This is a genomic window from Microbacterium sp. UBA1097, from assembly GCF_002313585.1.
GTDB lineage: Bacteria > Actinomycetota > Actinomycetes > Actinomycetales > Microbacteriaceae > Microbacterium.
Genome location: NZ_DCBW01000036.1, coordinates 67,852 through 80,673, shown reverse-complemented (window position 1 = coordinate 80,673; position 12,822 = coordinate 67,852). Strand labels below are relative to the sequence as shown.

The 12,822-nt window shown below is 68.0% G+C and carries 11 protein-coding genes; 8 read left to right on the top strand and 3 right to left on the bottom strand.

Translation table 11 applies throughout. The annotated features are described in order from the left end of the window. Positions 1 to 26: 26 nt before the first annotated feature. Positions 27 to 1,640 carry an acyl-CoA dehydrogenase family protein gene (locus B4F19_RS08720; RefSeq protein ID WP_292728900.1) on the bottom strand — a complete coding sequence of 538 codons (1,614 nt, stop codon included), beginning with the start codon at positions 1,638 to 1,640 and terminating at the stop codon, positions 27 to 29. 104 nt (positions 1,641 to 1,744) lie between these two features. Between B4F19_RS08720 and B4F19_RS08715 the strand changes: the two genes are divergently transcribed. Genes B4F19_RS08715 through B4F19_RS08700 form a run of 4 tightly spaced genes read left to right on the top strand, consistent with a single transcriptional unit; the run spans position 1,745 to position 4,972 of the window. Continuing rightward, positions 1,745 to 2,524, top strand: a complete 780-nt coding sequence (locus B4F19_RS08715) for a glycosyltransferase family A protein (RefSeq protein WP_292734181.1) — start codon at positions 1,745 to 1,747, stop codon at positions 2,522 to 2,524. Positions 2,525 to 2,535: 11 nt separating this feature from the next. Beyond that, on the top strand, positions 2,536 to 3,021 hold the full coding sequence (locus B4F19_RS08710; RefSeq protein ID WP_292734179.1) for a prepilin peptidase: 486 nt from the start codon (positions 2,536 to 2,538) through the stop codon (positions 3,019 to 3,021). 42 nt (positions 3,022 to 3,063) lie between these two features. Next, positions 3,064 to 4,323 carry a YihY/virulence factor BrkB family protein gene (locus B4F19_RS08705; RefSeq protein ID WP_228178566.1) on the top strand — a complete coding sequence of 420 codons (1,260 nt, stop codon included), beginning with the start codon at positions 3,064 to 3,066 and terminating at the stop codon, positions 4,321 to 4,323. Between the two features lie 16 nt (positions 4,324 to 4,339). Continuing rightward, complete coding sequence (locus B4F19_RS08700) at positions 4,340 to 4,972, top strand: CYTH domain-containing protein (RefSeq protein ID WP_228178567.1); 633 nt, start codon at positions 4,340 to 4,342, stop codon at positions 4,970 to 4,972. 15 nt (positions 4,973 to 4,987) lie between these two features. On the opposite strand, the gene lpdA is transcribed toward B4F19_RS08700, so the two are convergent. Then, positions 4,988 to 6,388, bottom strand: coding sequence for a dihydrolipoyl dehydrogenase (gene lpdA, locus B4F19_RS08695; RefSeq protein ID WP_228178568.1), 1,401 nt, complete (start codon positions 6,386 to 6,388; stop codon positions 4,988 to 4,990). Positions 6,389 to 6,510: 122 nt separating this feature from the next. Here lpdA and B4F19_RS08690 point away from each other — a divergent pair, with 122 nt between their 5' ends. The 3 genes from B4F19_RS08690 to B4F19_RS08680 all read left to right on the top strand — a co-directional run bounded on the left by B4F19_RS08690 (position 6,511) and on the right by B4F19_RS08680 (position 8,351). After that, on the top strand, positions 6,511 to 7,020 hold the full coding sequence (locus B4F19_RS08690; protein ID WP_374198023.1) for an FHA domain-containing protein: 510 nt from the start codon (positions 6,511 to 6,513) through the stop codon (positions 7,018 to 7,020). Then, the gene (locus B4F19_RS08685; protein ID WP_228178569.1) at positions 7,020 to 7,712 is read left to right on the top strand and encodes a MerR family transcriptional regulator; all 693 of its coding nucleotides are present in this window, start codon (positions 7,020 to 7,022) and stop codon (positions 7,710 to 7,712) included. The genes B4F19_RS08690 and B4F19_RS08685 overlap by 1 nt, the downstream gene beginning before the upstream one ends. A 93-nt stretch (positions 7,713 to 7,805) precedes the next feature. Continuing rightward, complete coding sequence (locus B4F19_RS08680) at positions 7,806 to 8,351, top strand: MerR family transcriptional regulator (protein ID WP_228178570.1); 546 nt, start codon at positions 7,806 to 7,808, stop codon at positions 8,349 to 8,351. A 168-nt stretch (positions 8,352 to 8,519) separates the two neighbouring features. Here the strand turns inward: B4F19_RS08680 and B4F19_RS08675 are convergent, their stop codons facing one another. Further along, complete coding sequence (locus B4F19_RS08675) at positions 8,520 to 9,329, bottom strand: ParA family protein (protein ID WP_228178571.1); 810 nt, start codon at positions 9,327 to 9,329, stop codon at positions 8,520 to 8,522. A gap of 71 nt (positions 9,330 to 9,400) precedes the next feature. On the opposite strand from B4F19_RS08675, the gene B4F19_RS08670 reads away from it, so the two are divergent. Continuing rightward, a complete protein-coding gene (locus tag B4F19_RS08670) occupies positions 9,401 to 12,808 on the top strand; it encodes a pyruvate carboxylase (RefSeq protein WP_292734175.1) in 3,408 nt (1,135 codons plus the stop codon). The last annotated feature ends 14 nt before the right edge of the window (positions 12,809 to 12,822 follow it).

Here is a 12,822-nt window from a genome sequence, read left to right as displayed (position 1 = left end):
GACCTACCAAACGGGGTCAGCCCACCTCAGGCGCGAGCCGCGATGGATGCCGCATCCGTGCCCAGCGGCAGGACGCCGTAGAGGTGACCATCGCCGCCCAACCGTGATCCGATGAAGGCGTCGGCTACCGACGGGGGCGCTGCGCGCACCAGCAGCGATCCCTGCACAGCGAGTGCGAGCGCCGTGACCAGCTCTCGGGCGCGGGCGTCGCGGGCGTCGTCGCGACTGAGCTCGCCGATGAGTTCGCGGGTTCTTCGCACATGCGCGTCCAGGCGCCTGTCCGCCCCCGCTGACCGCGCGAGCTCGGCGTCAAAGGCCTCGAAGCTCTGCGGGTCGCGCGAGAGCGCTCGCAGCACATCCAGCGCGATGACGTTGCCCGACCCCTCCCAGATCGCCATGACGGGCTGTTCGCGATACCGCATCCCGAGGGGGAACGCCTCGGTGTACCCGTTGCCACCCAGGCACTCCATGGCTTCGTACGCGTGCCCGGGACCCCGCTTGCAGATCCAGTACTTCGCCACCGCGGTGGCCAGGCGGCGGAAGGCCACCTCCTCGGCCGTCGTGTCCTCGTCGTAGGCACGGGCCAGCCGTAGGGAGGTCGCGGTAGCAGCCTCGGTTTCGAGCTGCAGATCCGCGATCACCTGCGTCATGAGCGGCTGGTCGATCAGGCGTGCTCCGAACGCGGCGCGGTGTCGAACGTGCCAGGCGGCTTCGGCGGTTGCCTGCCGCATCCCGGCAGTCGACCCCAGCACCGAGTCCAGTCGCGTGCGCGTCACCATCTCGATGATCGTGCGCACGCCGCGGCCTTCCTCGCCGACCAGGTGTGCGCGGGCGCCCTCGTACTCGACCTCGCTCGAGGCGTTGGCGCGGTTGCCCACCTTGTCTTTCAGGCGACGGATGCGGATCTCATTGTGCGAGCCGTCGGGCAGCAGCCGGGGGAGAAGGAAGCACGACAGGCCTCCGGGCGCCTGCGCGAGCACGAGGAAGGCGTCAGACATCGGGGCGGAACAGAACCACTTGTGCCCGGTGAGTTCGTACTCGTCACCGCCGATCGGCCTGGCGACCGTCGTTCCCGCGCGCACGTCGGAGCCGCCCTGCTTCTCGGTCATCGCCATCCCGAAAAGGGCGCTGCGCTTTCCCGGCGCGAGATCCGGTTCGTAGTCGTTGCTCAGCAGCCGCGGCATCCACTCCCGGGCGAGCTCGTCGTGCTGGGCGATCACCGGAACCGCCGCGTGGGTCATCGAGACGGGACACGCGTGGCCGGGTTCTACCTGCGCATAGAGCATGAACGCGGTGGCGCGCACGACGGATGCCCCGGGCCCGGGCTCTCGGAACGCCCCGGTGTGGGCGCCGTCGGCCAATGCCGCGCCGATGATGCGGTGGTAGGCCGGGTCGTACTCGACCTCATCGAGCTGGCGGCCATAGCGGTCGTGCGTCTGCAGCACAGGCTCGACCCGGTTGGCGCGCACCGCATCGCGTTGGAAGGCGGAAGAGCCGACGCGATGCCCGATGTGGTGCAGCCGCGCCGCGGCACCTGGCCCGCTGTAGGTCTCGACGCCCTCGCGCAGGGCGATGTTCGCCTCGTACTCATCCAGCCCCGTGCGTGCGGGCGCCTGGTTCGCGACCTCGTGTGTTTTCATCCGACTCCCTCGTCCGTGGCTCCACGGTAAGCCCGCACGTGCCACGGGCGGTTCCCGGATGCGGCGCTCCCGGCATCCGCGAACCGCGCCGATAGGGTGAGGGGGTGACATCGGCGCTGCGCATCTCGGTCGTCATCCCGTGTCGCAACGACGCCGAGTTCCTGCGCAAATGCCTGCTCGCCCTGCAGAAGCAAGAGCGTCCCGCTGACCGCATCATCGTGGTCGACAACGGCAGCACCGACGAGTCGGCGGCAGTCGCGCGCGAGGCCGGTGTCGAGCTGATCGACGAGCCGCTCGTGGGGATCTGGCCCGCCGCCGCACGCGGATACGACGCTGCGCTACCCACCAGCGACATCATTGCAAGACTGGATGCCGATTCCCGGCCCCATCCGGATTGGCTGGCGCGCATTGAGTCAGCCTTCAACAGCGACGCCGCGCTCGGGGTGCTCACCGGCGGCGCCGAGTTCTACGGCGCCGGCAGAGTCATCAGCTATCTCGGCGAGCACTGGTACATCGGTGGGGGGAGGGTCTGGGTGAACCTGTGGCTCGGCATCCCGCTGGTGTTCGGGTCGAACTTCGCGATGCGGGGTGCCATCTGGGAGCGGGCTCGCACCGTGGTGCACCGCGAGAACCCCCGCATCCACGACGACCTCGATCTCACGATCCACCTGCGCGAGAGCGACGGGGTGCGCTGGGATCGGTCGCTCACGATGCCGGTCTCCGCCCGACCCCTGACCTCGGTGCGGGGCCTCGCGCGCCGGGTCGGGCGGGTCGTTCCGACCTTCGCCGCCAGCTGGCCCGCCGGTGCTCCCTGGCGACGCCGGAACGACAGCTATCCACAGGAAGGCCAGGATGGCGAGGACCGAGGGGTTGCCGTCACCTAGGCTCAGTCGCCATGCCGACGATCTCGACCGCCCTCACGGTCGCAGCCTTCGTCGCTTTCGCGGTCATCGGAGCGATCCTCGCAATCATCGACATCCGCACTCACCGCCTTCCCAACCGCCTCGTCGCGACGGTCGGCGTCACGGGTGTCGTGCTCCTGGTTGCGGCAGCACTGACCGGCAGTCGAATGGATGCGCTGATCCGGGCTCTGCTGGCGGCGCTGGTTCTTTTCGCCGCGTACCTCGTGTTGCGGATGCTGTCGGCCGGCGGTGTCGGCGGCGGCGACGTCAAGCTCGCAGCGGTCATCGGACTGCACCTCGGGTGGCTGGGATGGGGGAGCGTGCTCGTGGGGACACTGGCCGGATTCGTGCTCGGCGGTGTCTTCGCCGCCGGGATGCTGCTCGTTCGCCGCGCCGACCGCCGCAGCGCGATCCCGTTCGGTCCATGGATGCTGGCCGGCGCATGGGTCGCGATCGTGCTGACCGTGTCAAGGCCCTGAGCGTCTCGGCCCCCCGCAGAGCTTCCCGGTTAGCCTGGAACCATGCCGGCCGCCCTGAAGACCTTCGTTGCCGTCGTGATCAGATGGGCGCTCTCGCTGCGCATCGTTCGCGCGTTGCTGCTCTACACCGAGAAGCGCGGACCGGTCCTTGCCGACAGCGTCACCTACCGTGCGCTGTTCTCGGTCTTTGCGGCGGTCCTGCTCGGGTTCTCGGCCGCAGCACTCTGGCTCGCGGGCAACCCCGAAGCGTGGAACGCGCTCGTCAGTGCCGTGAACTCCGTGATTCCCGGGCTGATCGGGGGCGAGAACGCGGTCATCCGGGAAGAAGACCTGCGATCGGGCCTTGATCAGTTCCAGTCGGGTCTGTCGATCGCGGCGATCGCTGCGGTCATCGGACTTCTGTTCGCTGCCATCGGTGCCGTCGGAACGCTTCGCTCAGCGCTCCACCTGATCGGTGGCACCGTCATGGACGACGGGTTCTTCCTGTGGGTGATCCTCCGAAACTTCGCGATGGCCGTCGGAGTCGCGATAGCGATCGTCGCGACCGCCGCCATCACCTACTTCGGAACCGCCGGTGTCTCTCTCGCCCTGGACTGGATAGGCATCGACGGCGACACGGTGATCGCGGAGGTGCTGACCCGCACGGTCGGTATCGTCACGGTATTCGTGCTGGATGCCGCGCTCATCGCGGCGATCTTCCTGGTGCTCGGCGGGATCCGTCCTCCCGCGCGGGCGCTGTGGGGCGGCGCGCTCCTGGGCGCAGTGGGCTTGACGGTGCTGCAGCAGTTGTCGGGACTGTTCGTGCGGGGCGCCGAGGCCAACCCGCTCCTCGGTACTTTCGCCACCCTCATCGCGTTGCTGCTGTGGATCAACTTCTCGGCGCAGGTCATCCTCATCTCCTGCACCTACATCGTGGTCGCCTCCGAGGAGGCGCACGGTGTGGTCTCCTCGGCCCCTCCGATGACCTTCGCCCAGCGCCGACTGCGCCGGGCACAGGCATCCGCGCGCGATGCGACAGCCGAGCTCCTTGAAGCACGCGCCGCCGCGATCGCCGAAGGGGACGAGATCGGGGCTTATGCTCGGGGGATGGCCATTGCACGACTCCACGGAGGCCCGCTCGACGGGCAAGTCCTGCCCCTGGAAGCCCCGGATGCAGACACGATGATCGTTCCCTACGGCGAAGGCCAGGTCATCTACGAACGACGTGGTGCCCTCGAGCACACGGGCGATCACGACGGACCGACCGAGGGTGAGTTCTACTTCGTCGAGTCCACCGACGAGATCGCCCCGTCCGACGACTGAGCCGACCACGCCATCGATGGAGCCCTCGCAGTCCCTCGAGGTTGAAATCACCTTCGACGTGGACCCAGAAACCGAGGTCCCCGATTGGACCCAGGTTCCACTGGTCGTCACTGTCGCCGAGCCGGAAGTGCGTGAACTCGACGCCGTCTACTACGACACCGCAGAGTACGTCCTCGGCAGAGCCGGCTACGCGCTTCGGCGCCGAGAAGGTGGGCCCGATGCGGGCTGGCATCTGAAAGGGCCCCGCCAGGGCTCCGGCCGGATGGAGACCGGCTGGCCGCTCGACATCGGTGGCGACACGGCATCCGTGACCGGCGTCCCGCCCGAGATCGCCGCGCATATCGGGGATCTGACGACGGACCCGCTGGTCGTGATCGCCCGCATCCGCAACACGCGCACCGCGTACGCGCTCCGGGATGCCGAGGGCGGCATCCTCGCCGAGATGGTCGATGACCGCGTGCGCACGCGCGACGAGCAGCGGGGGATGGAGCAGGCGTGGCGCGAGTGGGAGATCGAACTCGGGCCGGCAGCTCCAGAGGATGCGGATGCCTGTGCCGCGTTCTTCGACGCGGTGACCGTCGCCGCATACGCCAAGGGCGCGCGCGAGGCCTCGAGTGACTCGAAGCTCGCACGCGCCCTGGGCGTGTGAGGCCTGACCCGCTGGTCAGATGTTGATCATGTGGCCGGCAAGGCCGTGGAAGGCCTCCTGCACGGCTTCCGACAGCGTCGGGTGGGTGTGGACGTTGCGCGCCGCCTCGAGGGCGGTGAGGTCCCACTTCTGAGCCAGGGTGAGCTCGGGCAGTAGCTCCGAGACGTCCGGGCCGATCATGTGGGCACCGAGCAGTTCGAGGTGCTCGCCGTCGGCGATGACCTTCACGAAACCGACGGCTTCGCCCAGGCCGTTCGCCTTGCCGTTGGCGCTGAAGGGGAACTTCGCGACCTTGACGTCGTAGCCGGCATCCCGGGCCTGCGCCTCGGTCAGGCCGAAGCTGGCGACCTGCGGCGAGCAGAACGTCGCACGCGGCATCATGCGGTAGTCGCCGAGCGTCATGGTCTCGGCCTTGCCGATCGTCTCGGCGGCGACAACGCCCTGCGCCTCGGCGACGTGGGCAAGCTGCAGCTTGGCGGTCACGTCACCGATCGCGTAGATGTGCGGCACGTTCGTGCGCATGTGGTCATCGATGTCGATGGCGCCGCGGTCGGTGAGCTTCACACCGGTCTTGTCGAGCCCGAAGCCCTCGACGCGCGGCGCGAACCCGATCGACATGAGCACCTTGTCGGCGTCGATCGAGCCCTGGGCGCCGTCGTTGTTGCCGGTGTAGGCAACCGTGACGCGGTCGCCGTGGTCGGTGACGCTCTCAACCTTGGTCGAGGTAAGGATCTCGATGCCGTACTTCTTGTACTGGCGCGCGATCTCTTTCGAAACCTCGGCGTCCTCGTTGGGAAGTGCACGGTCGAGGAACTCGATGATCGTGACCTTCACGCCGTAGTTCGACAGCACGTACGCGAACTCCATGCCGATGGCTCCGGCGCCGACGATCACGATGGACTTCGGCAGCTCACGGGTGAGGATCTGCTCTTCGTACGTGACGACGTTCTCGCTCAGGCTCACGCCGGGGAGCAGACGCACCGTCGAACCAGTCGCGATGATCGCGTTGTCGAAGGTGACGGTCTCGGTGCCACCCTCAGCGGTCTTGACCTCGATCGTGTGGTCGTCGACGAACGAGCCACGGCCGTCGTACTCCGTGATCTTGTTCTTCTTCATCAGGTAGTGGATGCCCTTGACGTGGCCGGCCGCCACCTCACGGCTGCGGTCCCAGGCGACACCGAAGTCGAAGTGCACATCGCCCGAAATGCCGAACAGATCGGCCTTCGCGTGGAACGTGTGAGCGAGGTCGGCGTTGCGCAGCAGCGCCTTCGAGGGGATGCATCCCACGTTCAGGCACACCCCACCCCAGTACTTCTCTTCGATGACCGCTGTAGACAGGCCCAGCTGAGCGCTGCGAACGGCCGCGACATAGCCGCCGGGGCCGGCACCAAGGATGACGACGTCGTAGTGAGGCATGGTCCCAGCCTATCCCTCGGAGACAATCCGCCGGCGCCAGCAGCCGGGTTGAGAACAGCGACGACCCACTCGACATCCGCCTGCCAAATCCGACTATCCTGGGGAGCCTGAGGAGGCCTCCCGTGGAACACAATGCGCCCGCTGAACCCGACGAAATCCGTCGCGCCTCCGGCGACCCCGGAGCCGCTGCTCCCGGTGGTCGAGGCACGGATACGACGGCTTCATTCGGACACGATTCCGACTTGTCATTCGTGCCATTCGGCGCCGAACTGACCGAGGTCGAGCTCGAGGCGATCGAGGCGTTGCCGTCGGGGTCGGCACTCATGATCGTCCGGTCGGGCCCCACCGCGGGCGCCCGCTACCTATTGGATGCCGACGTGACGACGGTCGGCCGCCACCCCGAGGCAGACATCTTCTTCGATGATGTGACGGTCTCTCGCCGTCACGCCGAGATCACCCGCTCCGGTACGACGTTCGAGCTGGTCGATCAGCGCTCGCTCAACGGCACGTACGTGAACGGCGAGCGCGTGGACCGGGCCGTCCTGACGAACGGCTCAGAGGCGCGCGTCGGCAAGTTCCGGTTGAACTTCTTCGTCTCGCCGGCTGACCTCGAGCCCGCGGCGGACCAGTGATGGCGGGCGTTCCCGCCCGTGATCGCGCCTCGTCTGCGGGGCTTCTGAGCATCGGCCAAGTCCTCGCGCGGCTCTCTCCCGAGTTTCCCGGGCTCAGTTCGAGCAAACTGCGCTTCCTCGAAGTACAGGGCATCGTCACTCCGACCAGGACCGAGTCGGGATACCGCAAGTTCGCACCCGCGGATGTCGAGCGGCTACGGCTTGCGCTCACGCTGCAGCGCGATCACTATCTGCCCCTCCATGTCATCCGGGGGTACCTCGATGATGTGGATGCCGGGCGCGACCCGGTCACCCCGATCCCCGCGCCGCCGACCTCGATCGTCGCGGCGCCGCGGCGCTATCGGCGTGACGAGTTGCTCGCTGCTGCCGGGGCTGCACCGCAGCTGCTCAACGACGCGATCAGCACCGGGGTGATCGCCGCCGCCGAAAGCTACACGGAGCAGACCGTGGCGCTGCTGCGGTGCCTGGTGGCCCTCGATCGCCACGGTATCGAGCCCCGTCACATCAGGACGCTGCGTCAGAGTGCCGAGCGTGACGCCGCCCTCGTCGAATCCGCCGTCGCGCCGCTGTCCCGCCGCACCGATGCAACATCCCGAGGCAGAGCCGAGGAACTCGCGCCCGAATTGGCGCGTCGCCTGGAGGAAGTGCGCTCGATCTTCTTGCGCTCGGCCCTCGAACGATTCCTCTCATAGTGCGACACGCCGAGACGCAACGGCCGGATGTCGTTGCCCGAGCCTCTCGGCTGATCTAGCGTTGACATGTCCGATCGAACTGGGGAGGTCGCCATGACGGCACGCGAGGCGGAGTCGACGCCCAGCCTGACGGCAGACCTCTTGTTCACCGACGGCCTTCCGGCCCTCGACGACGAGGTCGGCTACCGCGGAGCAGTCGCTGCGCGAGCTGCCGGCATCACGTATCGTCAGTTGGACTACTGGGCTCGCACCGAACTCGTCGAGCCGACCGTGCGCGGGGCCTCAGGCTCCGGGTCGCAGCGTCTCTACGGTTTCCGCGACATCCTCGTGCTCAAGCTCGTGAAGCGGCTGCTCGACACGGGCATCTCACTCCAGCAGATCCGCACCGCCGTCGAGCAGCTGCGTGCCGCCGGCATCCGTGATCTTGCCGGCACCACCCTCATGAGCGATGGCGCCTCGGTCTACCTGTGCACCTCGAACGATGAGGTCATCGACCTCGTCAGCCGCGGGCAGGGCGTGTTCGGCATCGCGGTCGGCAAGGTGTGGCGTGAGGTCGAGTCGACGCTCGTCGAGTTCGACCCGCAGGCACCGGATGCCGTCGACGAACTCGCCGCGCGGCGCGCCGCGCGCTCAGCCTGAGCCGCACAACGCCGGCTCCCCGACTTCTGCATCCGCTCTGCGATCCGCGAGACTGCAGTCTGCCCGCGAGGCTGCGCGTTTCTGACGCACTCTGGCGGGCACGGTGCAGTCTCGGCGAGGGTGGGTTCCGCGGGCGCGGGACGGCGCCTCATCAGGGCGGCGGCGTGATCAGGATGCCGCGGCGTCGGGGGAGGGGATACGCCCCGTGCGCATAACGCGGTCCAGGATCGCATCGAAGTCTGCTGCCAGCTCCTGAGCCGAGTCGCCGGGCCAAATGTGGAGCGGCTTTGCCGCACCCTGAGCCTGCTGCAGCGATGTGCGCTCGGGCAGCTGAGGCGAGAGCACCAGCGGGCCGAACATCTCGCGCAGTTCCTTGATGCGGAACTGGTGCTCGATCGACTGGGGGCGCACCCGGTTGACCACGATGCCCAGCGGTTGAAGACGGGGGGAGAGGCCGCGACGGATCTCTTCGATCGCACGCAGGGCCCGGTCAGCTGCCGCAACCGAGAACAGGCCCGGCTCGGTGATGACGATCACGCGGTCGCTCGCTGCCCACGCCGTTCGCGTCAGTGCGTTGAGGGAGGGAGCACAGTCGATGAGGACCAGGTCGTAGTCGGCCTCGATGGTCGCCAGTGCCTCCTCGAGCTTCCACACGTCGCGGACGCTCGGATGCGGGCCATCGAAGTTGATCGCCGAGGGCGACCCGATCATGACGTCGATCGTGCCGGGGTGGACCTTCGCCCAGCCGCTGGCGGTGATCGCCTGGCGCACGACCTTCTCTTTCGGGTTGGCCAGGACGTCGGCGACGTTGAGCTTGCCGGCCACCTGGATGTCCATGCCGGTGGAGACATCCGACTGAGGGTCGAGATCGACCACGAGGGTGCGGACACCTCGGGCGAAGGCGGCGGAGGCAAGCCCCAGCGTGACAGTGGTCTTGCCGACACCACCCTTGAGCGAGCTCACCGACAGTACGTGCACGAGGCTCTACGTTACCGTCCCCTAGGCTGGGTGCACACTCAGGCAGGCCCCGTCACCAACAGCGAGGTGTGATGTTCCGCAAGATCCTGGTAGCAAACCGCGGCGAGATTGCGATCCGAGCCTTCCGAGCGGCCTTCGAACTCGGGGCCCGCACCGTGGCTGTCTATCCCTACGAGGATCGCTACTCGTTGCACCGGCTGAAGGCCGACGAGGCCTACCAGATCGGCGAGCCGGGGCATCCGGTGCGCGCCTACCTGGATGTCGACGAGATCATCCGCGTCGCCCGAGAGAGCGGCGCCGACGCCATCTACCCGGGCTACGGCTTCCTCTCCGAGAACCCGGAACTGGCCGAGAAAGCTGCAGCAGCCGGCATCACCTTCATCGGGCCCCCCGCCGCGGTCCTCGAGATGGCTGGCAACAAGGTCACGGCCAAGCAGCACGCCGTGGGTGCCGGGGTGCCGGTGCTGCGGTCGACGGATGCTTCGGACGATGTCGACGCGCTCGTGGCGCAGTCTGCCGAGATCGGCTTCCCCATCTTCGTCAAGGCGGTCGCCGGCGGTGGCGGGCGCGGCATGCGCCGGGTCGAGACCGCGGATGAGCTGCCGCCGGCTCTTGCCGAGGCGATGCGCGAGGCGGGCAGCGCGTTCGGTGACCCGCGAGTGTTCCTCGAGCAGGCAGTGCAGCGCCCGCGGCACGTCGAGGTGCAGATCCTCGCCGACAGCGCCGGCCACACCGTTCACCTGTTCGAGCGTGACTGCTCGGTGCAGCGTCGCCACCAGAAGGTGATCGAGATCGCGCCGGCGCCGAACCTCGACCCGACGGTTCGCGATGACCTGCACCGCTACGCCGTGGCATTTGCCGAGTCGATCGGCTACGAGAACGCGGGCACCGTCGAATTCCTCCTCGAAACCGCGGGCCCCCGCACCGGCGAGGTCGTGTTCATCGAGATGAACCCCCGCATCCAGGTCGAGCACACCGTCACCGAAGAGGTCACGGATGTCGACCTCGTCCAGTCGCAGATGCTGATCGCCGCGGGTGCGAGCCTCGAGGAGCTGGGACTTCAGCAGGAGAACATCCGACTTCGAGGTGCCGCACTGCAGTGCCGCATCACGACCGAAGATCCCACTCAGGGGTTCCGTCCCGACACCGGCAAGATCACGACCTACCGGTCGCCGGGCGGTGCCGGCATCCGGCTCGATGGGGGCACGACCGCGGCAGGATCCCAGATCAGCCCGCACTTCGACTCGATGCTCGCAAAACTCACCTGCCGCGGGCGCGACTTCGGCGCCGCCGTGCTGCGGGCCAGGCGTGCGCTTGCCGAGTTCCGCATCCGCGGGGTCTCGACCAACATCCCATTCCTGCAGGCTGTGCTCGAAGACCCGGCTTTCCTCGTCGGCGACCTGTCGACGGCGTTCATCGACGAGCGGCCCGAGCTGCTGCGCGGGCGGGAGTCCAAGGACCGCGGCTCGAAGATGCTGAACTGGTTGGTCGACGTCACCGTCAACCGCCCCAACGGCGACAACCCGCTGACGGTCACCCCCGCTCTCAAGCTTCCCGCCGCCGATCTGACCCAGGAGCCGCCCGCGGGCTCGCGCCAGCGTCTGCTCCAGCTTGGCCCGGAAGGATTCGCCCGCGCGCTGCGCGAACAGACTCCGCTCGCCGTCACCGAGACGACCTTCCGCGATGCGCACCAGTCGTTGCTTGCCACGCGCGTGCGCACGAAGGATCTGGTCGCTGTAGCGCCCTACGTCGCTCGGCTTACGCCCGAGCTGCTCTCGGTCGAAGCGTGGGGCGGGGCCACCTACGACGTGGCGCTGCGCTTCCTCGGTGAAGACCCGTGGGAGCGGCTGGACCGCCTTCGGGAAGCCCTGCCGAACGTCGCGATCCAGATGCTGCTGCGCGGGCGCAACACGGTGGGATACACCCCGTACCCGACGGAGGTCACCGATGCCTTCGTCGCCGAGGCCGCAGCTAGCGGCGTCGACATCTTCCGCATCTTCGACGCGCTCAACGACGTCTCCCAGATGCGTCCTGCGATCGACAGCGTGCTGGCCACCGGCACCGCCGTCGCGGAGGTCGCCATGTGCTACACCGGCGACCTGCTCAGCCCCGGCGAGGACCTCTACACCCTCGACTACTACCTGCGACTCGCCGATCAGATCGTCGCCTCCGGCGCGCACATCCTCGCCATCAAGGACATGGCAGGTCTGTTGCGGCCCGCAGCGGCATCCCGGCTCGTCGCGGCGCTGCGCGACCGCTTCGACCTGCCCGTGCACGTCCACACCCACGACACCGCTGGTGGGCAGCTGGCGACGCTGCTGGCGGCATCCGCGGCCGGTGCTGACGCCGTCGATGTCGCTGCCGCACCGATGGCCGGCACGACGAGTCAGCCCTCGCTTTCGGCGCTCGTGGCGGCCCTTGCCAACACCGACCGGGACACCGGAATCGACCTGGCAGCGGCATCCGATCTGGAACCGTACTGGGAGGCTGTGCGTCACCTGTACCGCCCCTTCGAGTCCGGTCTTCCCGGCCCCACCGGCCGGGTCTACCGGCATGAGATCCCGGGCGGCCAGCTGTCGAACCTTCGCCAGCAGGCGATCGCCCTGGGACTTGCCGAGGACTTCGAGCTCATCGAGGACCTGTATGCGGCGGCCAACGACATCCTCGGGCGCGTCCCCAAGGTCACCCCGTCCTCGAAGGTCGTGGGAGACCTGGCGCTGCACCTGGCTGCGGTGAAGGCCGACCCCGCCGACTTCGCGGCAAACCCCGAGCGCTACGACATCCCGGACTCGGTAGTCGGCTTCATGGCCGGGGAACTCGGCGATCTGCCCGGTGGCTGGCCCGAACCCTTCCGCTCGAAGGTCCTGCAGGGGCGCGAGCATCACGTCGGCTCGGCACCGTTGCAGGCAGAGGATGCCGAGAAGCTCGCCGGGTCGTCCGTCGAGCGTCGCGCGACCCTCAACCGGCTGCTGTTCCCGGCGCCGACCAAAGAGTTCGAGCGTGTCCGGGACACGTTCGGCGATGTCAGCGTGCTCGACACCGTCGACTATCTCTATGGACTCGAACACGGCGCCGAACACGTCGTCGAGATCGAGCGCGGTGTACAGCTGTTCGTCGGGCTCGAAGCGATCGGCGAAGCCGATGAGAAGGGCATGCGGACCGTCATGACCACGCTCAACGGTCAGCTGCGCCCCGTCTTCGTGAGAGACCGCAGCATCTCTGTCGAGGTGCGCCAGGCCGAGAAGGCCGACACCTCGAAGCCCGGCCAGGTGGCTGCACCGTTCGCGGGCGTCGTCACACTGAAGACCGCCGAAGGCGATCGGGTTTCCGCGGGTCAGCCGGTTGCCTCGATCGAGGCGATGAAGATGGAAGCCGCCATCACGTCGCCGGTCGACGGTGTCGTCGAACGGCTCGTGATCGGGTCCCCGCAGCAGGTCGACGCCGGAGATCTTTTGCTCGTCGTGCGACCCGCCGGATAGCCTGAGGGGCGGCG

Bases quoted from the DNA above. Each gene is read 5' to 3' on its own strand.
- B4F19_RS08710 (WP_292734179.1), top strand. From the start codon at position 2,536: ATGCCGACGATCTCGACCGCCCTCACGGTCGCAGCCTTCGTCGCTTTC.
- B4F19_RS08705 (WP_228178566.1), top strand. From the start codon at position 3,064: ATGCCGGCCGCCCTGAAGACCTTCGTTGCCGTCGTGATCAGATGGGCG.
- B4F19_RS08720 (WP_292728900.1), bottom strand. From the start codon at position 1,640: ATGAAAACACACGAGGTCGCGAACCAGGCGCCCGCACGCACGGGGCTG.
- B4F19_RS08680 (WP_228178570.1), top strand. From the start codon at position 7,806: ATGACGGCACGCGAGGCGGAGTCGACGCCCAGCCTGACGGCAGACCTC.
- B4F19_RS08685 (WP_228178569.1), top strand. From the start codon at position 7,020: ATGGCGGGCGTTCCCGCCCGTGATCGCGCCTCGTCTGCGGGGCTTCTG.
- lpdA (WP_228178568.1), bottom strand. From the start codon at position 6,388: ATGCCTCACTACGACGTCGTCATCCTTGGTGCCGGCCCCGGCGGCTAT.
- B4F19_RS08700 (WP_228178567.1), top strand. From the start codon at position 4,340: ATGGAGCCCTCGCAGTCCCTCGAGGTTGAAATCACCTTCGACGTGGAC.
- B4F19_RS08670 (WP_292734175.1), top strand. From the start codon at position 9,401: ATGTTCCGCAAGATCCTGGTAGCAAACCGCGGCGAGATTGCGATCCGA.